Annotated in this window: 20 protein-coding genes and 2 tRNA genes; 17 read left to right on the top strand and 5 right to left on the bottom strand. The window is 69.8% G+C overall.

Annotated features, from left to right (window positions below):
* Positions 1–35 precede the first annotated feature (35 nt).
* Positions 36–488, top strand: a complete 453-nt coding sequence (locus EAO77_RS02325; RefSeq protein WP_147986461.1) for an HD domain-containing protein — start codon at positions 36–38, stop codon at positions 486–488.
* A 6-nt stretch (positions 489–494) separates the two neighbouring features.
* On the opposite strand, the gene EAO77_RS02320 is transcribed toward EAO77_RS02325, so the two are convergent.
* Positions 495–1,676 (bottom strand): acyltransferase family protein, encoded by a 1,182-nt coding sequence (locus EAO77_RS02320; RefSeq protein WP_147986460.1) that lies wholly within the window; start codon positions 1,674–1,676, stop codon positions 495–497.
* A 429-nt stretch (positions 1,677–2,105) separates the two neighbouring features.
* On the opposite strand from EAO77_RS02320, the gene EAO77_RS02315 reads away from it, so the two are divergent.
* On the top strand, positions 2,106–2,300 hold the full coding sequence (locus EAO77_RS02315) for a hypothetical protein (RefSeq protein WP_147986459.1): 195 nt from the start codon (positions 2,106–2,108) through the stop codon (positions 2,298–2,300).
* 121 nt (positions 2,301–2,421) lie between these two features.
* Here the strand turns inward: EAO77_RS02315 and EAO77_RS02310 are convergent, their stop codons facing one another.
* Complete coding sequence (locus tag EAO77_RS02310) at positions 2,422–2,829, bottom strand: amphi-Trp domain-containing protein (RefSeq protein ID WP_147986458.1); 408 nt, start codon at positions 2,827–2,829, stop codon at positions 2,422–2,424.
* 198 nt (positions 2,830–3,027) lie between these two features.
* Positions 3,028–3,101 (bottom strand) — tRNA-Gly (locus tag EAO77_RS02305).
* A gap of 143 nt (positions 3,102–3,244) precedes the next feature.
* Between EAO77_RS02305 and EAO77_RS02300 the strand changes: the two genes are divergently transcribed.
* The 5 genes from EAO77_RS02300 to clpX all read left to right on the top strand — a co-directional run bounded on the left by EAO77_RS02300 (position 3,245) and on the right by clpX (position 7,902).
* Positions 3,245–3,321: transfer RNA gene (locus EAO77_RS02300), tRNA-Pro, on the top strand.
* Positions 3,322–3,484: 163 nt separating this feature from the next.
* Positions 3,485–4,885: a trigger factor gene (gene tig, locus EAO77_RS02295; protein WP_147986457.1), complete on the top strand. Its 1,401-nt coding sequence runs from the start codon at positions 3,485–3,487 to the stop codon at positions 4,883–4,885.
* Between the two features lie 253 nt (positions 4,886–5,138).
* Entirely contained in the window at positions 5,139–5,744 is a 606-nt protein-coding gene (locus EAO77_RS02290) for an ATP-dependent Clp protease proteolytic subunit (RefSeq protein WP_147988896.1), read from the top strand.
* A 48-nt stretch (positions 5,745–5,792) separates the two neighbouring features.
* Complete coding sequence (locus EAO77_RS02285) at positions 5,793–6,467, top strand: ATP-dependent Clp protease proteolytic subunit (protein WP_315986072.1); 675 nt, start codon at positions 5,793–5,795, stop codon at positions 6,465–6,467.
* 145 nt (positions 6,468–6,612) lie between these two features.
* The gene (gene clpX, locus EAO77_RS02280; protein ID WP_147986455.1) at positions 6,613–7,902 is read left to right on the top strand and encodes an ATP-dependent Clp protease ATP-binding subunit ClpX; all 1,290 of its coding nucleotides are present in this window, start codon (positions 6,613–6,615) and stop codon (positions 7,900–7,902) included.
* 114 nt (positions 7,903–8,016) lie between these two features.
* Here the strand turns inward: clpX and EAO77_RS02275 are convergent, their stop codons facing one another.
* Together EAO77_RS02275 and EAO77_RS02270 are read right to left on the bottom strand one after the other, a co-directional pair.
* Complete coding sequence (locus EAO77_RS02275) at positions 8,017–8,301, bottom strand: hypothetical protein (protein WP_147986454.1); 285 nt, start codon at positions 8,299–8,301, stop codon at positions 8,017–8,019.
* Between the two features lie 250 nt (positions 8,302–8,551).
* Complete coding sequence (locus EAO77_RS02270) at positions 8,552–9,535, bottom strand: hypothetical protein (protein WP_147986453.1); 984 nt, start codon at positions 9,533–9,535, stop codon at positions 8,552–8,554.
* 137 nt (positions 9,536–9,672) lie between these two features.
* On the opposite strand from EAO77_RS02270, the gene EAO77_RS02265 reads away from it, so the two are divergent.
* From EAO77_RS02265 to EAO77_RS02220, 10 genes are all read left to right on the top strand, one after another.
* A complete protein-coding gene (locus EAO77_RS02265) occupies positions 9,673–12,294 on the top strand; it encodes a valine--tRNA ligase (RefSeq protein ID WP_147986452.1) in 2,622 nt (873 codons plus the stop codon).
* A gap of 127 nt (positions 12,295–12,421) precedes the next feature.
* Positions 12,422–13,945, top strand: coding sequence for a bifunctional tetrahydrofolate synthase/dihydrofolate synthase (gene folC / locus EAO77_RS02260; RefSeq protein ID WP_147986451.1), 1,524 nt, complete (start codon positions 12,422–12,424; stop codon positions 13,943–13,945).
* 6 nt (positions 13,946–13,951) lie between these two features.
* Positions 13,952–14,305 (top strand): DUF4233 domain-containing protein, encoded by a 354-nt coding sequence (locus tag EAO77_RS02255; protein ID WP_147986450.1) that lies wholly within the window; start codon positions 13,952–13,954, stop codon positions 14,303–14,305.
* A gap of 93 nt (positions 14,306–14,398) precedes the next feature.
* Positions 14,399–14,809 (top strand): nucleoside-diphosphate kinase, encoded by a 411-nt coding sequence (ndk, locus tag EAO77_RS02250; protein ID WP_147986449.1) that lies wholly within the window; start codon positions 14,399–14,401, stop codon positions 14,807–14,809.
* A gap of 307 nt (positions 14,810–15,116) precedes the next feature.
* Positions 15,117–16,136, top strand: coding sequence for a rod shape-determining protein (locus EAO77_RS02245; RefSeq protein ID WP_020610253.1), 1,020 nt, complete (start codon positions 15,117–15,119; stop codon positions 16,134–16,136).
* Between the two features lie 153 nt (positions 16,137–16,289).
* On the top strand, positions 16,290–17,372 hold the full coding sequence (gene mreC / locus EAO77_RS02240; RefSeq protein WP_147986448.1) for a rod shape-determining protein MreC: 1,083 nt from the start codon (positions 16,290–16,292) through the stop codon (positions 17,370–17,372).
* A gap of 18 nt (positions 17,373–17,390) precedes the next feature.
* Positions 17,391–18,062 carry a rod shape-determining protein MreD gene (mreD, locus tag EAO77_RS02235; protein ID WP_147986447.1) on the top strand — a complete coding sequence of 224 codons (672 nt, stop codon included), beginning with the start codon at positions 17,391–17,393 and terminating at the stop codon, positions 18,060–18,062.
* A 16-nt stretch (positions 18,063–18,078) separates the two neighbouring features.
* Entirely contained in the window at positions 18,079–20,250 is a 2,172-nt protein-coding gene (gene mrdA / locus EAO77_RS02230) for a penicillin-binding protein 2 (protein ID WP_147986446.1), read from the top strand.
* A 3-nt stretch (positions 20,251–20,253) separates the two neighbouring features.
* A complete protein-coding gene (rodA, locus tag EAO77_RS02225; RefSeq protein WP_147986445.1) occupies positions 20,254–21,453 on the top strand; it encodes a rod shape-determining protein RodA in 1,200 nt (399 codons plus the stop codon).
* Positions 21,454–21,529: 76 nt separating this feature from the next.
* Positions 21,530–22,248 (top strand): CYTH domain-containing protein (locus tag EAO77_RS02220; protein ID WP_147988895.1); only part of this gene is annotated, 719 nt, incomplete at its 3' end.

The raw sequence follows: 22,248 nt of genomic DNA, 5'->3' as shown, positions 1-22,248 counted from the left end.
GCGGGGCCGCGGACGCCCGCCCGTAGGGTCGGGGCATGACCGAGACACTCAGCCTGGCCGAGATCGAGACCATCGCCCGCGAGGCCCACGCGGGGCAGACCGACAAGGCGGGGCGACCCTACGCCGAGCACATCGCCGCGGTCGCCCACGGGGTGCGCGCCCGGGGCGGGAGCGACGAGCAGATCGCCGCCGGCTGGCTCCACGACGCCGTCGAGGACGACCGGCTGAGCCGGGAGTGGCTGGACGGCGCCGCACTGCCGCAGGCCGTCAAGGACATGGTCCTCGCGCTCACCAAGGGCGAGGGCGAGGACCTGTCGTCGTACACGCGGCGGGTGCTGGACACCCCGGGCGCACTGCTGGTCAAGGAGGCCGACCTGGCGCACAACGCGGACCCCGCGCGCCTGGCCGTCCTGGACGAGGCCACCCGGGAGCGGCTCACCGAGAAGTACGCCCGGACGCGGCGCCTGCTCGAACTCCCCGGCGCCTGAGCCGCCCTAGCGGCGCGGCCCCAGCTCGGCGGCGTCCTTGCGGAACGCCCAGGACATCTCGGGTTCCGTGACCGGGCGCAGCAGCCTGCGGACCGGCGGCGTGCACAGCAGCGTCACGGCGCCCGCGGCGCAGAGCGAGACGGTCACCAGCCCGATCGGCCCGCCCAGCCAGGCGTTCTCCTCGAAGACGCCGAAGTAGTCACCGGCCCGCACCAGGAAGCCGTGGAGCAGGTAGCCGCAGATCGTGCCGGCGCCGAGCGCCGTCATCCAGGAGCGGCCGGCCGGCACCCAGGCGAGGAAGACGGCGGTCAGCACCAGGGCGCAGGCGAAGAGCGCCAGGAACACCACGGACCCGGACCACCACGGCACCCCCTCCCCGATCTCCTGGACGCTGCTGGAGCGGTAGAACCATCCGGTGCTCATCCGGGGTGCCGCCCAGTACGCGACCACCCCGGCGACGGCGAGCAGGGGCAGCGACAGCAGGCGCACCTCGCGCCGCCGCACCAGCTGGAAGTGCTCCGGCCGCAGGCACAGGCCGATGACGAAGAACGGCAGGAACTGCAGCACCCTGGTGAGGTTGAGGTCGGCGCCGATGCCCGGGGTGAGGGCGGCGAGCAGCGCGATCCCGAGCGCGATCGGCACCGGCCACCGGATCACGCGCCACAGCGGGGTCGTCAGCCGCCACACGAACAGCGCCGCGAGGAACCACGTCAGGTAGTACGGGTCGAGGAGGCTGATCGGCTGGTCCGGCTTGTCGCCCGCGTACCGGGCGAAGAGCGAGTACGCCGCCTCGAAGACGACGTACGGCAGCGCGATGCCCGTCAGCAGCCGGCGCAGCTGGTGCGGCTTGCCCCGGTAACTCCGTGAGAAGTAGCCGGAGATCAGGATGAAGGCCGGCATGTGGAAGGTGTAGACGAGCATGTAGAGCGCACGGGTCGCCCGGCTGCCGTCCATTACCGGCTCCCAGGCGTGCGCCACGGCCACCAGCACGATCGCCAGGTACTTCGCGTTGTCGAACCAGGCGTCGCGCCCGGCGGGTCTCGGCGGCTCCGTGGCCGTCGGCAGGGCAGACTTCCGGCCTGCCGCGGCGGGGGCGACGGCGGTCGCGGTCCCCGTCGCGGGGACGGGTCCCGACTCCGGAGCCTCGGGGAGCGGAGCCCTCTGATATCCGTGCGCTGCGTGGAACATTCAAGGCACCATAGCCGGGCCCATTCGCAGGAGTAAAACACCTCGGCACTGCCGTCCATTCACATGCGACACCGCCGCCAAACGTGCGCTATGCCCCAATTAATCCCCATTGAACCGGGCATATCGCCCCGGTCGTCACGTGATGCGCATTACTCCGTGACCGACCTTCGCATTTCCTGTGACCGACATGTGCGGGCCTGGAAACGATCACAGCGAATTCCTGCCCGCTTTTCCCGCCGATTCACTCTCCCGCCCGCCGGGGCCGGGCGCGGCGCCCGTCGGCGGGGCTGCGGGGGCGCCCGGTGTTGGCGCGATCTCGCCGGGGACGATTCGTCACCCGGCAGCAGGGGCAGGGAGGTTGGTGGCACGATGGGTGGTGGGCCGTACACCCCGGGCCGGGTAGGCGGACCGACCGAGGGTGTGATCAGTGTGGCCATTTCGCTGTCTGTGGTGGTGCTGTTGTTGGTCATCCTCGTGGTGATGATCCGCGGCGGGTCCATCAAGGCCGGGCCGGCCGTCGTGGCCGTGCTGTTCGGCTTCTTCCTGGCGTCGACGGGCATGGCCCCGTCGATCAACCGGTTCATGAACTCGCTGGCCGACACGATCAACCAGATAACGTTCTGAGCCCGCACCGGCGGACCCCAGGGGCCCGCCGGTGCGGCGCCGGCCCTCTCCCGCGCCCGGAGTCGCCCGGGCGCCCTTTCGTGCTCCCCGGTGCGCGCTGTGGCGCGTCGACTCGCCGGGGCTACGGCGTCTTGCCCGCGGCGCGCTTCGCTCCCTTGCCCCGTGCGGCCGCCGTTCCGCCCCGCGCCGGCCGGGCCGGTGCGCTCCGCCGCTTCGGCGGCGTGGTGCCCGCGGTGTCCCGGGGTGCCTCCCCGGTCTCGGCGGTCTCCTCCGGCGCCGCCGGGCGTGCCTTCGCGCCCGACGCCCGGACCGGCCAGCGGAACTCGATCTCCAGCTCGATCTCGCCGTCCTCCAGCTCGACCTCGACCTCGCTGTGGAACTCCTCCGGGATCCGCAGGCTCAGCGTCCCCGACCCGAGATCCAGCTCGGCCTCGCCGCCCTTCCGCAGCGCCGCCGCGAGAGCGTCGAGCCGATCGGCAGCCTCCAGGCGGGACACCGAGCCCTTCTGCTCGTACGCGAGATCCTTCATGTCGGCCTCCGGTCCGGCGGAAACGGGTGGACGAGGACAATTCTCGTCCCTCTCGCCCGATCGGACACGTCCGCGCCGCGACGGCCGCCGCGGGCGCGCCGCCGGACCGTCACCGCCGGACCGTCATCGCCGGGCAGGCGCCCGGAAAAGCGTCAGGGCCCGGCCGGAGAGACATCTCCGGCCAGGCCCTGGACGACATGGAGCGGGCGACGGGAATCGAACCCGCGTAGCTAGTTTGGAAGACTAGGGCTCTACCATTGAGCTACGCCCGCAAGCGCCGCGCCGCAGGTCATGACCTCCGCGGCACGAAGAGCATCGTAGCGGGTCATCCCCGCCCCGCGCACACCCCTTGCCGGGCGGCCGCAAATCGGGCGGGCCACCGGGCCCGGGGCATGTACCCTACGGTTCGCACCGACGGGGTGTGGCGCAGCTTGGTAGCGCGTCCGCTTTGGGAGCGGAAGGTCGTCGGTTCGAATCCGGCCACCCCGACCAGCAAGATCACGTTGTGAGGGTCCTCCTGCTTGCCGTTACTATGCAAGCTGCGTGCCCGTGTGTCTGATGTGCCGGGCCCGATCCGCTGAACCACCGAACGCGGCGACCACCGTGTCCGGCGTCAGCAGACCCCTTAGATGTCAGCCACCAAGGAGACCGAACCGTGAAGAGCGCCGTGGAGACCCTGAACCCGACCCGGGTTCGGCTCACTGTCGAGGTGCCCTTCGAGGAGCTCAAGGACAGCCTCGACGCGGCGTACAAGAAGATCAACCAGCAGGTCACGGTCAAGGGCTTCCGCAAGGGCAAGATCCCGGCCCGAGTGATCGACCAGCGGTTCGGCCGTGGTGCGGTGCTGGAGGAGGCCGTCAACGACGCGCTCCCGAAGTTCTACACCGAGGCGGTCAACGAGGCGGAGATCAACGTCCTCGGCCAGCCCGAGGTGGACATCACCGAGCTGAAGGACGGCGAGACGCTGAACTTCACCGCCGAGGTGGACGTCCGCCCGACGATCGAGATCCCGGACTACTCCGGCATCGAGGTGACCGTCGACGCCGTCGAGGTCACCGACGAGGACATCGAGAAGTCCGTGGAGCAGCTGCGCGAGCGCTTCGCCTCCACGAACCCGGTCGAGCGCGCCGCCGCCGAGGGCGACGTCGTGACGATCGACCTCGAGGCCAAGGTCGACGGCGAGGTCCTGCCCGACGGTGTCGCCAACGGCGTGTCCTACACCATCGGTTCGGGCGAGCTGCTCGACGGCATCGACGAGGCCGTCACCGGCCTGGAGGCCGGCGGCGAGGCCACCTTCACCTCGCAGCTGAAGGGCGGCTCCGCCGAGGGCAAGGACGCCGAGGTCACCGTCAAGGTCACCGCCGTCGCCGCCCGTGAGCTCCCCGAGCTGGACGACGACTTCGCCCAGCTGGCCTCGGAGTTCGACACCCTCGACGAGCTGAAGGCCGACAGCCGCAAGCGCCTCGAGAACATGAAGCAGTACGACCAGGCCACCCAGGCCCAGGAGCGCGTCCTGGAGAAGCTCCTGGAGCTGGTCGAGGTCCCCGTCCCCGAGAAGCTGCTCGAGGACGAGGTCAACACCCGTAAGCACAACCTCGAGCACCACCAGCTCGGTCAGATGGGTCTGACCCTCGACAAGTACCTGGAGATCCAGGGCAAGTCCGCCGAGGAGTTCGACGCCGAGACCAAGGAGCAGGCGGTCAAGGGCATCAAGACCCAGTTCGTCCTCGACGAGCTGGTCAACAAGGAGAAGCTCAACGTCAGCCAGGAGGAGCTCACCGAGCACCTCATGCGGCGTGCGGCCTCCTCCGGCATGAGCCCCGACCAGTTCGCGCAGGCGGTCGTCGAGGGCAACCAGGTGCCGATGCTCGTCGGCGAGGTCGCCCGCGGCAAGGCGCTGGCCGTGGTCGTCGAGGCCGCCAAGGTCACCGACACCAACGGCGAGATCGTGGACCTCGACGACGAGGACGAGGACGAGGCGGAGACCGCCGAGGCCGCCGTCGTCGGCGACGAGGACGGCGAGAACGACGAGAAGGCCGCGAAGAACGAGGCCTGAGCCTCGCTCCCACGCGTGGACGGGCTCCGGGTGCCGCAGGGCGCCCGGAGCCCGTCGTCGTAGCGGGCCGCCCCTGCGCCGCACCCCGTGGACCTTGCGCTCCGAGCGAACAGTTCGGGAACCGGGATGGCTCTGTCCGACCTGCGCGTTAGGGTCCATGAATACGAGGGCAGGGTTGTCCCCGCCCCCGGTACCAAGACGCTGAGACGGCCGAAGCCGTCAGAGACGAGCAGGTGGATACGTGACGAATCTGATGCCTTACGCCGCGGGTGAGCCGTCCATCGGTGGTGGCCTCGGCGACCAGGTCTACAGCCGGCTGCTCGGCGAGCGCATCATCTTCCTCGGCCAGCAGGTCGACGACGACATCGCCAACAAGATCACGGCGCAGATGCTGCTCCTTGCCGCCGACCCGGACAAGGACATCTACCTCTACATCAACAGCCCCGGCGGCTCGGTCACGGCCGGCATGGCGGTCTACGACACCATGCAGTACATCCCCAACGACGTCGTGACCATCGGTATGGGCATGGCGGCCTCGATGGGCCAGTTCCTGCTGACCGGCGGCGCCGCCGGCAAGCGCTTCGCGCTGCCGAACACGGACATCCTCATGCACCAGGGTTCGGCCGGTCTCGGCGGTACCGCCTCGGACATCAAGATCCAGGCCGAGTACCTGCTCCGGACGAAGAAGCGCATGGCGGAGATCACCGCCCAGCACTCCGGCCAGACGGTGGAAGCGATCATCCGCGACGGTGACCGCGACCGCTGGTTCACCGCGGAGGAGGCCAAGGACTACGGCCTCATCGACGAGATCATCTCCGCCGCTTCGGGCGTGCCCGGCGGCGGCGGCACCGGCGCCTGAGCCGTACCGCCCCCACTGCCCCGCCCGAGCCCGCAGAACGCCACCAGGATGGTGAACACCCACATGAGCAACTTCTCCGCGAGCGGCCTCTACACCGGCCCGCAGGTGGACAACCGTTACGTCGTCCCGCGCTTCGTCGAGCGCACCTCGCAGGGCGTGCGCGAGTACGACCCGTACGCGAAGCTCTTCGAGGAGCGCGTGATCTTCCTCGGTGTGCAGATCGACGACGCGTCCGCCAACGACGTCATGGCGCAGCTGCTGTGCCTGGAGTCGATGGACCCGGACCGCGACATCTCGATCTACATCAACAGCCCCGGCGGCTCGTTCACGGCGCTGACGGCCATCTACGACACGATGCAGTTCGTGAAGCCGGACATCCAGACGGTCTGCATGGGCCAGGCGGCCTCCGCCGCGGCCGTCCTGCTGGCCGCCGGCACCCCCGGCAAGCGGATGGCCCTGCCGCACGCGCGCGTGCTGATCCACCAGCCGTCCTCGCAGACCGGCCGCGAGCAGCTCTCCGACCTGGAGATCGCGGCCAACGAGATCCTGCGGATGCGCGTGCAGCTGGAGGAGATGCTGGCGAAGCACTCCACCACGCCGATCGAGAAGGTGCGCGACGACATCGAGCGCGACAAGATCCTGACCGCCGAGGACGCGCTCGCGTACGGCCTCGTCGACCAGATCGTCTCGACCCGCAAGAGCACGGCAGCAGCGGCCGCCTGACCGTTTCCGGCGCCTTTGGCGCGGTACACGACAATGTGAACCGCGCCAAGGGGGGCCCGAACGGGGGGCCAGGCAAGGTACCGTCGGATATGAGGCACCAGGAGCGGCTGAACCAAACCGCTCCCAGGCGAAGGGGAAGCACCTCGTGGCACGCATCGGTGATGGCGGCGACCTGCTCAAGTGCTCGTTCTGCGGAAAGAGCCAGAAGCAGGTGAAGAAGCTCATCGCAGGCCCCGGTGTGTACATCTGCGACGAGTGCATCGACCTCTGCAACGAGATCATCGAAGAGGAACTCGCGGAGACGAGCGAAGTGCGCTGGGAGGAACTTCCCAAGCCCCGCGAGATCTACGAGTTCCTGGAGAGCTACGTCGTCGGCCAGGAGCCGGCCAAGAAGGCGCTCTCCGTCGCGGTCTACAACCACTACAAGCGCGTCCAGGCCGGCGAGAACGGCGGAGCGCAGGGCCGGGACGACGCGATCGAGCTCGCCAAGTCCAACATCCTCCTGCTGGGCCCCACCGGCTCCGGCAAGACGCTGCTGGCCCAGACGCTCGCCCGCATGCTCAACGTCCCGTTCGCCATCGCCGACGCGACGGCGCTCACGGAGGCGGGCTACGTCGGCGAGGACGTCGAGAACATCCTGCTGAAGCTGATCCAGGCGGCCGACTACGACGTCAAGAAGGCCGAGACGGGGATCATCTACATCGACGAGATCGACAAGGTCGCCCGTAAGAGCGAAAATCCGTCGATCACCCGGGACGTCTCGGGCGAGGGCGTCCAGCAGGCCCTGCTCAAGATCCTGGAGGGCACCACCGCCTCCGTCCCCCCGCAGGGCGGACGCAAGCACCCGCACCAGGAGTTCATCCAGATCGACACGACGAACGTGCTGTTCATCGTGGGCGGCGCCTTCGCCGGTCTGGAGAAGATCATCGAGTCGCGGGCCGGCGCCAAGGGCATCGGCTTCGGCGCGACGATCCGCTCCAAGCGCGAGATCGAGGCGAGCGACCAGTTCCAGGAGGTCATGCCGGAGGACCTGGTCAAGTTCGGCATGATCCCGGAGTTCATCGGCCGGCTCCCCGTGATCACCTCCGTGCACAACCTCGACCGCGAGGCCCTGCTCAAGATCCTCGTCGAGCCGCGCAACGCGCTGGTCAAGCAGTACCAGCGCCTCTTCGAACTCGACGGCGTCGAGCTGGACTTCGACCTCCCGGCCCTGGAGGCCATCGCCGACCAGGCGATCCTCCGCGGCACCGGCGCGCGCGGTCTGCGCGCGATCATGGAGGAGGTCCTGATGTCGGTGATGTACGAGGTCCCGTCCCGCAAGGACGTCGCCCGCGTGGTCATCACCCAGGACGTCGTCCACAACAACGTCAACCCGACGCTGGTCCCGCGCATCGTCAAGGACGAGGGCAACGGCCGCCACGAGAAGAGCGCGTAGCGCTCACGGGCCCACCCCACGAAGGGGGCGCCCCCGCCGATCCGATCGGCGGGGGCGCCCCCTTCGTGGTGGCGTCCGGTCAGAGCTTGACGCGGATCTCCGGCGCGGTGTCGCTCAGTGGGCGCGGATGCAGGCGTTGGTCGCCTCCAGCGCGGTGACCCTCGCCGCCACGAGCTTGTTCACGCAGTTCAGATTGGCGACCCACAGGGGCCCCACTCTTGTCGCCTTGTGGTTGCAGGCACTTCGCACCTTCGGGCCCACCTGGTATCCGCTGTCGGATATGTACTGCAAGCACGCCGTGTACGCGGCCGAGGCGGGTGAGGCGGCGGCGAGGGGGACGGAGACTGACGCCGCGATGACGGCGAGGGTGACGGATGCGCGCTTGAGGGTCGTCTTCATGGGGCCTCCCACTGTGGATCGATCGTGTGTTCGTCGATATCCAAGCAGTGCGAAATGATGCAGAAAGTGAGGCAATGGCCAGATGTGGACCTTCAGAGAGGCAGGCGAGTCCGCCCGTCACTGGTGTGGCGAACCGTCGGCCCAGAAGAACGCGACCTGAAATCGCCGCACCGGTTGTGCTCGTTCACGACGCGAAGCGGGCTGGGTGCTCTTCGTGCTGCCCAGCCCGCCCTGCGGATGCGGCGTCCGCTCACACCTTGGTGCGCGAGGTGTTGTAGAGCTTCGCGGCCAGTGCCGCGACCTCGTCCTGCGAGGGTGCCTTGCCGCCCGTGCCCAGGATCTGTGCCATGTCCACGACGTTCACCGCACCGACGGTGCTGTAGTCGGCCCAGACGCACATCGGGAGTTCGAAGGGCTTGGTCGGGGCCCCGCCCGTCGCGGCGTCGCCGGTGGGGGTGAACTTGGCGCTCTGGCACTTCATGAGGGCGCCTTCGAAGCCGCTCGGCTCGACGGAGGCCGGGCTGCCGACGAGCTCGACCTTCATGTCCTCGCTCTCGTCCTTGCTGCCCTCCTCCAGCTTCTTGAAGTAGCCGTCGATCGCCTTCTCGGGGTCGGCGACCTCGCCCCAGATGCCGCTGAGGCTGAGCACCTTGCCCGCCATCGGGTTGCTCGCGTCCTTGGCCTGGTAGTTGGCGCCGGCCTGGACCGGCTTGGTGACGCCGAGGAGACTCTCGATCTCCTTCTTGTCATCGGCGTCCAGGGTCTCGGTGTTGTCCTTCTGCTTCTTGTAGTCGTCGACCGACGCGGCGGGCGTGATCTTGTAGCCCTTGGTGTCGTCGGCCACCGCGCTGTTGCCGCCGCCCCCGCCGAGCAGGAAGTACGCGCCCACACCCAGCGCCGCCACCACGGCCACCGCGCCGATGATGAGGCCGGTCTTCTTGCCGCCGCCGCCCTGGGCCGGCGGCGGGGGCGGGTAGCCGCCCGGCTGCTGGCCGTACTGGGGCTGCTGGCCGTAGGGACCGGGCTGCTGCGGAGCGCCGTACGGGCCCGGCTGCTGGGGCTGCTGCGGGTAGCCGTAGCCGGGCTGCGGCGGAACACCCTGCGGTGCCTGCTGCGGATACCCGTAACCGGGCTGCGGGGCCCCCGGCGGCTGCTGGCCGTAGGGTCCCGGCTGGCCGTAGGGGCCGGGCTGCTGCGGCTGGCCGCCGTACGGGCCCGGCTGGTTGTGACTCATTACGGGTTTCCCCCTCGTGATGTTTACGTGTTGCGAACATCCTGGCCTAAGCCCGCTTCCGACGGGGCGGGCGGGGGCACACCGTTACGGAAGAATCGCGTTTCAGCACCACCCCGTGACACCCCTAAACTGACCCCGTGACCGAGAACTCATCGCAGCCCACAGCGCCCACCTCCGAACTGCCGACCCAGTACGCGCCGGCCGACGTAGAGGGGGCGCTGTACGAGCGCTGGGTGGAGCGGGGTTACTTCGAGGCCGACGCCAAGAGCGACAAGCCTCCGTTCACCGTCGTCATCCCCCCGCCGAACGTCACCGGCAGCCTGCACCTGGGCCACGCCTTCGAGCACACGCTCATCGACGCCCTCACCCGCCGCAAGCGGATGCAGGGGTACGAGACGCTGTGGCAGCCCGGCATGGACCACGCCGGCATCGCCACGCAGAACGTCGTCGAACGCGAACTCGGCAAAGAGGGAAAGTCCCGCCACGACCTCGGCCGTGAGGCGTTCATCGAGCGCGTCTGGCAGTGGAAGGGCGAGTCCGGCGGCCAGATCTCCGGCCAGATGCGCCGCCTCGGCGACGGCGTCGCCTGGTCCCGCGAGCGCTTCACCATGGACGAGGGTCTTTCCCAGGCCGTCCAGACGATCTTCAAGCGCCTCTACGAGGACGAGCTGATCTACCGCGCCGAGCGCATCATCAACTGGTGCCCGCGCTGTCTGACCGCGATCTCGGACATCGAGGTGGAGTACCAGGACGACGACGGCGAACTCGTCTCCATGACGTACGGGGACGGCGAGGACACCATCGTCGTCGCCACCACCCGCGCCGAGACGATGCTCGGCGACACCGCCGTCGCGGTCCACCCGGACGACGAGCGCTACCGGCACCTGATCGGCCGGCAGATCAGGCTGCCGCTCACCGACCGCACGATCCCGGTCGTCGCGGACACCCATGTCGACCCGGAGTTCGGCACCGGCGCCGTCAAGGTCACGCCCGCGCATGACCCGAACGACTTCGAGATCGGCCGGCGGCACGACCTGCCGTCGCCGGCGATCATGGACGAGCGCGCCGTCATCACCGTCCCGGGCCCCTTCGAGGGACTGGACCGGCTGGAGGCGCGCAGCGCCATCGTCGCCGCGCTGCGTGCCGAGGGCCGCATCGTCGCCGAGAAGCGCCCGTACACCCACTCCGTCGGCCACTGCTCCCGCTGCAAGACCACCATCGAGCCGCGGCTGTCGCTGCAGTGGTGGGTCAAGGTCGCCCCGCTGGCGAAGGCGGCCGGCGACGCGGTCCGCGACGGCCGGGTGAAGATCCACCCGCAGGAGATGGAGAAGCGGTACTTCGACTGGGTCGACAACCTGCACGACTGGTGCATCTCGCGCCAGCTGTGGTGGGGTCACCGCATCCCCGTCTGGTACGGCCCGGCGGGCGAGGTCGTCTGCGTCGGCCCCGACGAGGAGCCGCCCACGGGTGAGGGCTGGCACCAGGAGACCGATGTCCTGGACACCTGGTTCTCCTCCGGCCTGTGGCCGTTCTCCACGCTGGGCTGGCCCGAACAGACCGAGAGCCTCGCGAAGTTCTACCCGAACTCCGTCCTGGTCACGGGCTACGACATCCTCTTCTTCTGGGTCGCCCGGATGATGATGTTCGGCCTCTACGCGATGGACGGCACCCCGCCGTTCCACACCATCGCCCTGCACGGCATGGTCCGCGACCAGTTCGGCAAGAAGATGTCCAAGTCCTTCGGGAACGCGGTCAATCCGCTGGACTGGATGGACAAGTACGGCTCCGACGCCCTGCGCTTCACCCTGGCCCGCGGCGCCAACCCGGGCGTCGACGTCCCGATCGGCGAGGACTGGGTCCAGGGTTCGCGCAACTTCGCGAACAAGATCTGGAACGCCACCCGCTTCGCGCTGATGAACGGCGCCACGGTCGAGGGACCGCTGCCGTCGCCCGAGGAGATGTCGTCCACCGACCGGTGGATCCTCTCGCGGCTCAACAAGACGGTCGCCGAGGTCGACGCGTTCTACGAGGACTACCAGTTCGCCAAGCTCTCCGAGTCCCTGTTCCACTTCGCCTGGGACGAGGTCTTCGACTGGTACGTCGAGCTGTCGAAGACGACGTTCTTCGCGGGCGGCGAGCAGGCGAAGGTCTCCGGCCGGGTCCTCGGCGAGGTCCTCGACGTGATGCTGCGGCTGCTGCACCCGGTCGTCCCGTTCGTCACCGACACCCTGTGGACGACGCTCACCGGCGGGGAGTCGCTGGTGATCGCGGACTGGCCGTCCGACAGCGGCTTCCGCGACGAGGCCGCCGAGCGCGAGATCGGTCTCGTCCAGCAGGTCGTCACCGAGGTCCGCCGCTTCCGCAGCGACCAGGGTCTCCAGCCGGGCCAGAAGGTCCCGGCCCGGCTCGCCCTGGAGGGCACCGCGCTGGCGCCCCACGAGGCGGCCATCCGTCAGCTGCTGCGCCTCCAGCCGGAGGGCGAGGGCTTCCACGCCACCGCCTCCCTGCCGGTCGCGGGAGCCACGGTCGCCCTCGACCTCTCCGGCACGATCGACGTCGCGGCCGAGCGCAAGCGCCTTACCAAGGACCTGGGCGCGGCCGAGAAGGAGGTCGCGCAGGCGAACGCCAAGCTGGGCAACGAAGCCTTCCTGGCCAAGGCGCCCGACCCGGTCGTGGAGAAGATCCGCACCCGCCTGGCGACGGCGGAGGCCGAGATCGCCCGCATCACCGGCCAGCTGGCGGCCCTGCCGCAGGCCTGATCGCACCGCACGCCGTGGCCCCCGCCCCCTCTTCGCGAGGGGGCGGGGGCCGCGGCGCGTGCCGGGCCCGGCCCCTCGGCACCCGGCGGCTGCACGGGTTGCCCCCGGCCCTCCGTACACTGGCCGGGTGAGTGAGCCCCGCCCTTCCGACCGGCCCGACGACTCCGGATCCGACGACCTCTTCGAGGAGATCGTCGGCGAGGAGACCCAGCGCGATCCCGATCTGGCGGTGATCGAGGCCGGCAGCCGCACCCTGCGCACCCGGGCCGGCGTGCCGCAGAGCGAACAGGTGCCCGCCCGGCCCGCCGACCCGGAGGTCGACAAGGCCCTCCGCGACGTCGAGGCCGACCTCGCCACCCGCTGGGGCGAGACGAAGCTGGAGCCCTCGGTCGCCCGGATCGCCGCCCTGATGGACGTGCTCGGCGAACCGCAGCGCGCCTACCCGTCGATCCACATCACCGGGACGAACGGCAAGACCTCCACGGCCCGCATGATCGAGTCGCTGCTCGCCGCCTTCGATCTGCGCACCGGGCGGTACACCTCGCCCCATGTGCAGTCGATCACCGAACGCATCAGCCTCGACGGGGCGCCCGTGGCGCCCGAGCGCTTCGTGGAGACCTACCGCGACATCGCGCCGTACGTGGAGATGGTCGACGCGAGCCAGGAGTACCGGCTCTCCTTCTTCGAGGTACTGACCGGCATGGCGTACGCGGCCTTCGCCGACGCCCCGGTGGACGTCGCCGTCGTCGAGGTCGGCATGGGCGGCAGCTGGGACGCGACGAACGTGATCGACGGGTCCGTCGCCGTCGTCACCCCGATCGACCTGGACCACACCGACCGGCTGGGCTCCACGCCCGCCGAGATCGCGGGGGAGAAGGCCGGCATCATCAAGCAGGGCGCGACGGTCGTGCTGGCCCAGCAGCCGGTCGACGCCGCCCAGGTGCTGCTGAAGAAGGCCGTCGAGGCCGATGCCACCGTCGCCCGCGAGGGCCTGGAGTTCGGCATCGTCTCCCGCGAGGTGGCCGTCGGCGGCCAGCTGCTGACGCTGCGCGGCCTCGGCGGGGAGTACGGGCAGATCTTCCTCCCGCTGTACGGCGCCCACCAGGCGCACAACGCCGCGGTCGCGCTGGCGGCCGTGGAGGCGTTCTTCGGGGTCGGCGCCGAGCAGCCGGGGGCGCTGGACGCCGACACCGTCCGCCGCGCCTTCGCCTCCGTGGCGTCCCCGGGCCGGCTGGAGGTGGTGCGCCGCAGCCCCACCGTCGTCCTGGACGCGGCGCACAACCCGGCGGGCGCGCGGGCGACGGCCGACGGCATCACCGAGTCGTTCGGCTTCTCGCGTCTCATCGGCGTCGTCGGCACCAGCGGCGACAAGGACGTCAAGGGGCTGCTGGAGGCGTTCGAACCGGTCTTCGCCGAGATCGTGGTCACCCAGAACTCCTCCCACCGGGCGATGGACGCCGACGAGCTCGCCGCGATCGCCGTCGAGGTCTTCGGCGACGACCGGGTGGTCGTGGAGCCGCGCCTGGACGATGCGCTGGAGACGGCGATCACGCTCGCCGAGGAGGAGTCGGAGTTCGCCGGCGCGGGCGTCCTGGTGACCGGTTCCGTGATCACGGTCGGCGAGGCCCGGCTGCTCCTGGGAAGGGGCTGACACCCCATGCGTACGCTCTGTGCATCCACCCTGATCGGCGAGTTCTTCGTGATCGGCTTCGCCGGTCTGGTGGCCATGAAGGCGGACGGGGCCTCGATGGCCGCGGTCTGGACGGTCTGCGGCATCGCGATGCTGCTGTCCGTGCTGCTGTGCGGCATGATCACCAGGCCGGGCGGCATCCAGCTCGGCTGGGCGCTCCAGGCCGGGCTGATCGCCGGCGGGTTCGTCGTCCCGGCGATGTTCTTCCTCGGCGTGGTGTTCGCCGGCCTGTGGTGGGCGTCGGTGCACTACGGCCGGAAGATCGACGAGGCGAAGGCCCGCTGGGCGGCTCAGGCATCAGCAGGGCCTGACGCTGCGTAACCGGTGTCCCGTCGCGCAGGGTAGCCTCGGGGGTGCCTGCCGCCCGGACCCCGTGGCGCAGACCTCTGACCCGCACATGAAGGAGCCCGCACCGTGAGCCAGCGCACGCTCGTCCTGCTCAAGCCCGACGCCGTACGCCGGGGACTGATCGGGGAGATCATCGGCCGCATCGAGTCCAAGGCCGGCTGGACCATCAGCGCTCTGGAGCTGCGCACCCTCGACCAGGCGACGCTGGAGCAGCACTACGGCGAGCACAAGGGCAAGCCGTTCTACGAGCCGCTGGTCGGCTTCATGGCCTCCGGCCCGGTCGTGGCCCTGGTCGTCGAAGGCGAGCGCGTCATCGAGGGTGTACGCCGGCTGGCGGGTCCGACCGACCCGATCGAGGCGGCACCCGGGTCCATTCGCGGGGACTTCGGCACCATCGTCCGCGAGAATCTGATCCACGCCTCGGACTCCGAGGAGTCCGCCATTCGGGAACTGAAGATCTTCTTCCCGGAAGTCTGACCGCTTCTCCCGAAAAGGGGCGCATTGCCGCTCCGGCCGGGGCTTTCGCTGACACGCCATCAGTCGCGCGGCGTTCATGACCTGGGGCGACCGAAGGAATTTCGGTCGCCCTTCGGTATAGGGCGGAGGATTGCGGGAACGCATCGCCCCGACGCATCGTCACCACATACAGAGGTGGACCAGCGCGCCGTATCCGGTTGGACGGCACTACGATGTAAGCCTCCACGCCACAGCACCCACCTCGCCATCCTGATAAGCCATCAACGCTCGATTTGGGAAGGCCAGACGCATCCTCATGGGGAACAACATGTCGTTCATCGGCCGTGACATGGCTGTCGACCTCGGGACCGCCAACACGCTGGTGTACGTCAGAGGCCGGGGGATCGTTCTCAACGAGCCGTCCGTCGTCGCGATCAACACCAACACGGGCGGCATTCTCGCGGTCGGCGCCGAGGCGAAGAAGATGATCGGCCGGACGCCGGGCAACATCGTTGCCGTCCGGCCACTGAAGGACGGCGTCATCGCCGACTTCGAGATCACCGAGCGGATGCTCCGCTACTTCATCCTCAAGATCCACAAGCGCCGCTACCTCGCCAGGCCGCGCGTCGTCGTCTGCGTGCCCTCGGGCATCACGGGCGTCGAGCGCCGCGCCGTCATCGAGGCGTCCACCCAGGCGGGCGCCCGTCAGGTGCACATCATCGAGGAGCCCATGGCCGCCGCCATCGGTTCCGGCCTCCCCGTGCACGAGGCCACCGGCAACATGGTCGTCGACATCGGCGGCGGGACCACCGAGGTCGCCGTGATCTCCCTCGGAGGAATCGTCACGGCACAGTCCATCCGGGTGGCCGGCGACGAGCTGGACAACGCGATCATCCAGCACATCAAGAAGGAGTACTCCCTCCTGCTCGGTGAGCGGACCGCCGAGTCCATCAAGATCACCATCGGCTCCGCGTACGACATGGACAAGGACGAGCACACCGAGATCCGGGGCCGCGACCTCGTCTCCGGTCTGCCCAAGACGGTCGTCATCTCGGCCGCCGAGGTCCGCAAGGCCATCGAGGAGCCGGTCAACGCCATCGTCGACGCGGTGAAGACCACCCTCGACAAGTGCCCGCCGGAGCTCTCCGGCGACGTCATGGACCGCGGCATCGTCCTCACCGGCGGTGGCGCCCTGCTGCGCGGCCTCGACGAGCGGCTGCGCCGCGAGACGGGCATGCCCATCCACATCGCCGAGGACCCGCTGGACTCGGTGGCCCTCGGCTCGGGCAAGTGCGTCGAGGAGTTCGAGGCACTCCAGCAGGTGCTGGACGCCCAGCCGCGCCGTTAGGCAGTCGGCGGCCCGCACCGCGGCGGGCCGCCGATCCGCCGTACGGGGGGTGCGAACGACCTCGGAAGGGGGGTCTTCCGTCTCCGTCACGGCCGCAGGACCGTTCCACATACGAACACCACCATTCCGACGAGGAAGGCACGGCCGCCGCACGTGAGGGACACGAAAGAGAGCCGGCTGCTCCTGGTGCTGCTGATCGCCATCGCGTTCGCACTGATCACGGTGGACATCCGCGGCGGCGAGGAGTCACCGGTCGACGGAGCCCGAGCGGCCGCGGCAACGGTCTTCGGTCCCGTCGAGAACGGGGTCGCGGCGGCCGTCGACCCGATCGGCAACGCCATCGGCGCCGTACGCGACTCCGGCGAGCGACACGACCGCATCAGCGAACTGGAGCGGGAGAACGCCGAGCTGAAGCAGCGCCTCGGCAGCGACGACCGCAACCGCAGCAGGCTCCGCGAGCTGGACGGGCTGATCCGGACGGCGGCGGCGGGCCAGTACGGCATCAAGGGCGCCGAGGTCATCGCCATAGGAGCGGCCCAGGGCTTCTCCTGGACCGTCACCATCGACATCGGCGCCAACGACGGCATCACCCGCGACATGACCGTCATCAACAGCGAGGGACTCGTCGGCCGGGTCACCACCGTCGGCCCGAACGCCTCCACGGTGCTGCTCGCCAGCGACCCCGACTTCACCGTCGGCACCCGCATGGAGAAGAGCAACGAACTGGGCTTCGCGACCGGCCAGGGCGACCGGCCGCTCCTCGTCCAGCTGCTCAACGGCAAGGCCAAGGTGAAGAAGGGCGACCGGCTCGTCACCTTCGGCTCGCAGGGCAACAAGCCCTTCGTGCCCGGCGTCCCCGTCGGCGAGGTGATCCGGGTCGACCCCGCCAGCGGCGACCTCACCCGTGACATCCACGTCCGCCCGTACGCAGCGTTCAGCAAGCTCGACATCGTCGGCGTCGTCGTGCAGGCGCCGCGCACCGACCCGCGGGACACCGTCCTGCCGCCCAAGCCCGAGAAGGCCCGCCCGACGCCCACCGTCACGGTGACCGTCACGCCCGGCGCCGACGGCACCGTCGAGGGACAGTCCGACACGCAGCCGCAGGGGCAGACGGACGGCCGGGTCCGCGAGCAGCAGGACGGACAGCCGCCGACCCCGGACGACGCCGGGACCGCCCGGGACGGCGGAGCGGACCCCCCGGGCGACACAGGCACCGCCGGCCCGATCGACGAGTAAACAGGAGCTGATCCGTACATGCGTGTCAACCGGATGCTGCTCTCCACGACGCTGGTCGTGGTCGCCCTCGTCATCCAGGTCACCGTCCTCGCCCGCCTCCAGCTGCCCGGCGCCGTGCCGGACCTGATGCTGCTCACCGTCCTCGGACTGGCCATGGTCTACGGCCATGTGGCGGGCGCGCTCATCGGCTTCGGCGCCGGCCTCCTCGCGGACATCGCCCCGCCCGCCGACCACGCCGCCGGGCGCTACGCCCTCGTGCTCTGCGTCATCGGCTACCTCGCCGGCCTGATCAAGCCCGACAACGGGCAGCAGCTGCGCTCCGCGACCGGCCCCATGGCCGTGGTCGTCGGCGCCGCCATCGGCTCGACACTGCTGTACGCGGGGGTCGGCGCCCTCGTCGGCGACACCGCCGCACGCCATGTCGGGCTCGGCAACCTGCTGTTCACCGCCGCCGTGTACGACCTGATCCTGGCGCCCTTCACCGTGCCGCTGATCATGTGGCTGGCCAGACGCAGCGACAACGATCCGCTCGCCGAGAACCAGAACAGCGGCGGCACCGACGTCGCCTCCGGCTGGCTGTCGTCCGGCACCGGTCTGCGGATCGGCGCCCAGCGCAGCGGCCTGCGGATCAAGGCGGCACGCACACGGGCGGCACGGGCCGGCCGCATCAAGGGAGTCAAGCGACTGTGACCGAGGGGGCAGCAGCGTGAGCAACATTCCGGAGACCGGGCGGACCCCCCGGGTCCAGATCCGTCTCGTCATCATCCAGATCCTCGTCTTCTCCCTCCTTCTCACCCTCGGCGGCCGGCTCTGGTACCTCCAGATCCGCAACGGCGACGAATACGCCGACGAGGCCAGCGGCAACCACGTGCAGCGGGTGGTCACGCCCGCCGTGCGCGGCTCGATCCTCGACGCCCGCGGGGTGCCGCTCGCCGACAACGAGACCCGTCTGGTCGTCTCGGCGTCCCGCACCGAGCTGATGAAGATGAAGGACGACGGCGAGGGCGTGCTGACCCGGCTGGCCGGCGTGCTCGGCATGAAACCGAAGGACGTCAGGGACAAGGTCCGCCTCTGCGACGCCAAGACCCCGCAGCCGTGCTGGAACGGCTCCCCGTACCAGCCGATCCCGGTCACCGACGAGGCCACCACCCAGCAGGCGCTCCAGATCCGGGAGCGCTCGGAGGACTTCCCCGGCATCACCGCCGAACCGGCCGCCGTGCGCCGCTACACCGCGCCCGCCGACGCCCGGACCTCGCAGGTCCTCGGCTACCTGTCGCCCGTCACCGACGAGGAGATCCAGAAGGCCAAGGACACCGAGTCGCCCTATCTGCGCTCCGACCAGATCGGCCGCTCGGGCCTGGAACGCACCTACGACGAGGCGCTGCGCGGCAAGGCGGGCGTCACCTCCTACGAGGTCGACAAGCTCGGCCGCGTCATGGGGGAGGCGGAGTCCGATCCCGGCGTCCCCGGCTCGAACCTCGTCACCAGCATCGACGCCCGCGTCCAGGCCGTCGCCGAATCCGAGCTGAACAAGGCGATGAAGCTGGTCCGCCAGGAGACCGACAAGGTCACCGGCCGCAAGTACGAGGCCGACGCCGGCGCCGTCGTCGTCATGGAGTCCCGCACCGGCCGCGTCGTCGCCATGGCCTCGCAGCCCGACTACGACCCCAACGCCTGGGTCGGCGGCATCTCCGGCAAGGACTACGCGAAACTCACCGGCAAGGACTCCAACTTCCCCCTGCTCAACCGCGCCATCCAGGGACAGGCCGCCCCCGGCTCGATCTTCAAGGTGGTCTCGGCGAGCGCCGCCGTACGGGCCGGGCACGACTTCGACGACCTCTACAACTGCGGAAGCTCCTACAGCCTCGGCAGCCGGAGCTTCGCGAACTTCGAGTCCCAGGGACACGGTCCCATCAACCTCGGGGACGCCCTCAAGTACTCCTGCAACACGGTCTTCTACGCGCTCGGCCACGAGGAGTGGAAGCGCGACGGCGGCACCAAGCCGAAGAAGAACGCCCACGACTGGTTCTACCGCACCGCCCACGACTTCGGCCTCGGCTCCCGGACCGGCATCGACCTGCCCAACGAGGTCACCGGCCGCATCCCCGACCGGAAGTGGAAGCAGGACTTCTGGAAGGCCAACAAGGACGCCTGGTGCAAGGAGGGCAAGAAGGGCGGCAGCTTCGTCGAGCAGATCGCCTACGAGAGCTGCCTCGAAGGCAACAAGCTCCACGCCTACGACAGCATCAACTTCTCCATCGGCCAGGGCGACATCCTCGTCACGCCCATCCAGATGGCGACCGCCTACTCCGCCATCAGCAACGGCGGCACCCTCTACAACCCCACCATCGGCAAGGCGATCATCAGCCCCGACGGCAAGCGCGTCGAGGAGATCCCGCCGAAGGCCCACGGCAAGCTGCCCATAGGGAAGAAGACCATCGCCGACCTCGACAAGGGCCTGCGCTCGGTCGTCGGTCCCGGCGGCACCGCCTCCTGGCGGTTCGGCGGATGGCCCCAGGACAAGATCCCCATGCGGGCCAAGACCGGTACCGCCCAGGTCTACGGCAAGCAGACCACCTCGTGGTTCGCGACCTACACCGACGACTACACGATCGTCATGACGATCTCCCAGGGCGGCACCGGCTCCGGCGCCTCCGGTCCCGCGGTCCGCAAGATCTACGAGGCGATGTACGGCCTCGACGAGCAGGGCAACCAGGACCTCAAGCGGGCCCTGCTGCCCACGCCGCAGAAGGCCCTGCCCAAGATCTCCCCGGACGGCTCGATCGAGGCCCCCGAGGTCAGGCCCTACGTGCCTCCGAAGCCGGCGGACCCGGCCGACGCACAGACGCTCGCGGGCGCGCCCGCACGGAGGGACTAGGACATGACAGGCGCAGGCGGATTCTCCGTCTCCGGATACGGACCCGAGCGCGGGGGACTGTGGTCCCGGCTCAGCGCCCGCGACTCGGTCGCCCGCCGGCTCGACTGGCCGCTGATGTTCTCCGCGATCGCACTCTCGGTCATCGGCACGCTGCTGGTGTGGTCCGCGACCCGCGGCCGCACCGAACTGAACGACGGCGACCCGCACAGCTTCCTCATCAAGCACAGCCTCAACATCGGCATCGGCTTCGCCCTGATGGTCGCGACCATCTGGCTGGGCCACCGCACCCTGCGCGGCGCGGTCCCCGTGCTCTACGGCCTGTCCGTGGTCCTGGTGCTGCTGGTCCTCACCCCGCTCGGCGCCACCATCAACGGCGCACACGCCTGGCTGGTCATCGGCGGACTGTCGCTCCAGCCCTCCGAGTTCGTCAAGATCACCATCATCCTGGGCATGGCGATGATGCTCGCCGCCCGCGTCGACGCCGGCGACCAGCTCCACCCCGACCACCGCACGGTCGCCAAGTCCCTCGCCTTCGCGGTGCTGCCCATGGCGATCGTCATGCTGATGCCGGACCTCGGCTCGGTGATGGTCATGGTCGTCATCGTGCTCGGCGTGCTGCTGGCCTCGGGCGCGTCCAACCGCTGGATCCTCGGCCTCCTCGGCGCCGGCGCCGCGGGCGCGGTCCTGGTCGCCGCGCTCGGAGTCCTCGACGAATACCAGATCAACCGGTTCGCCGCCTTCGCCAACCCAGAATTGGACCCGGCGGGCGTCGGCTACAACACCAACCAGGCCCGCATCGCCATCGGCTCCGGCGGTCTCTACGGCGCCGGTCTGTTCAACGGGCACCAGACCACCGGCCAGTTCGTGCCCGAACAGCAGACCGACTTCATCTTCACCGTCGCCGGCGAGGAACTCGGCTTCGTCGGAGCCGGGCTGATCCTGGTCCTCCTCGGCGTGGTGCTCTGGCGCGCATGCCGGATCGCCCGCGAGACGACCGAGCTGTACGGCACGATCGTCGCCGCCGGGATCATCGCCTGGTTCGCCTTCCAGGCGTTCGAGAACATCGGCATGGCGATGGGCATCATGCCGGTCGCCGGGCTCCCGCTGCCCTTCGTCTCCTACGGCGGCACCTCGATGTTCGCCGTGTGGATAGCGGTGGGGCTCCTCCAGTCGATCCGCGTGCAGAAGCCGATAAGTGCATGACCCGCCCGGCCGCCGCCCTGTGGTGCGGCGGCCGGGCGCACTGCCGTCCGGGCCCTTCGCGCACTAGATTCGGGTCATGGCGGACAAGCGCGAGATCGAACGAAAGTACGAAGCCGGCCCCGACGTCCGGCTCCCCGACCTCAGGAAGATCTCCGGCGTCGAAGGCGTCGAGGAGCGGGGCGTCACGGAACTGGACGCCGTCTACTACGACACCGAGGACCTGCGGCTGGCCGCGGCCTCCGTCACCCTCCGGCGCAGAACCGGAGGAGCGGACGCCGGATGGCACCTCAAACTGCCCGTCGAACCGGGCGTCCGGGACGAGATCGCCGCCCCCCTGTCCGACACGCTGCCGGCCGAACTCACCGCCCTGGTGCGGGCTCACACCCGCGGCGACGGCCTGCTGCCCGTGGTGCGGCTGCTGTCCGTGCGCGAGGTGCGCCACCTGCTCGACTCCGACGGCGCCCCGCTCGCCGAACTCAGCCGCGACGCCGTCGTCGCCGAACGCCTCGACGACGGTTCCACCGCACAGTGGGAGGAGATCGAGGTGGAACTCGCCGACGGCGGAGACCCGGCCTTCCTCGACTCCGTCGACAAGAAGTTCCGCAAGGCCGGCCTGCGGCACTCCGCCGCACCCTCCAAACTGGCCCGCGCCCTCGGCGAGACCGGCCGGCAGCGTGTCGGACAGGGGGGCGGCGATCTCGTCCCGGACGCCCGGTTCGACGGGCAGTTTGAGGTGCCATCCGGCGTCCGCTCCTCCGGTTCTGCGCCGGAGGGTGACGGAGGCCGCGGCCAGCC

Origin of the sequence: Streptomyces sp. T39 (assembly GCF_008042045.1) — a bacterium.
Taxonomy (GTDB): domain Bacteria; phylum Actinomycetota; class Actinomycetes; order Streptomycetales; family Streptomycetaceae; genus Streptomyces.
The sequence above is the reverse complement of the archived record's forward strand: the minus strand, read 5'-3'. Positions and strand labels throughout refer to the sequence as shown.

What these genes read in the sequence shown, in the direction of transcription:
- EAO77_RS02275 (WP_147986454.1), bottom strand. Translation starts at nt 8,301, where the DNA reads ATGAAGACGACCCTCAAGCGCGCATCCGTCACCCTCGCCGTCATCGCG.
- rodA (WP_147986445.1), top strand. Translation starts at nt 20,254, where the DNA reads ATGACAGGCGCAGGCGGATTCTCCGTCTCCGGATACGGACCCGAGCGC.
- EAO77_RS02325 (WP_147986461.1), top strand. Translation starts at nt 36, where the DNA reads ATGACCGAGACACTCAGCCTGGCCGAGATCGAGACCATCGCCCGCGAG.
- EAO77_RS02245 (WP_020610253.1), top strand. Translation starts at nt 15,117, where the DNA reads ATGTCGTTCATCGGCCGTGACATGGCTGTCGACCTCGGGACCGCCAAC.
- mreD (WP_147986447.1), top strand. Translation starts at nt 17,391, where the DNA reads ATGCGTGTCAACCGGATGCTGCTCTCCACGACGCTGGTCGTGGTCGCC.
- EAO77_RS02285 (WP_315986072.1), top strand. Translation starts at nt 5,793, where the DNA reads ATGGTGAACACCCACATGAGCAACTTCTCCGCGAGCGGCCTCTACACC.
- EAO77_RS02255 (WP_147986450.1), top strand. Translation starts at nt 13,952, where the DNA reads ATGCGTACGCTCTGTGCATCCACCCTGATCGGCGAGTTCTTCGTGATC.
- EAO77_RS02270 (WP_147986453.1), bottom strand. Translation starts at nt 9,535, where the DNA reads ATGAGTCACAACCAGCCGGGCCCGTACGGCGGCCAGCCGCAGCAGCCC.
- EAO77_RS02290 (WP_147988896.1), top strand. Translation starts at nt 5,139, where the DNA reads ATGCCTTACGCCGCGGGTGAGCCGTCCATCGGTGGTGGCCTCGGCGAC.
- EAO77_RS02320 (WP_147986460.1), bottom strand. Translation starts at nt 1,676, where the DNA reads ATGTTCCACGCAGCGCACGGATATCAGAGGGCTCCGCTCCCCGAGGCT.
- EAO77_RS02310 (WP_147986458.1), bottom strand. Translation starts at nt 2,829, where the DNA reads ATGAAGGATCTCGCGTACGAGCAGAAGGGCTCGGTGTCCCGCCTGGAG.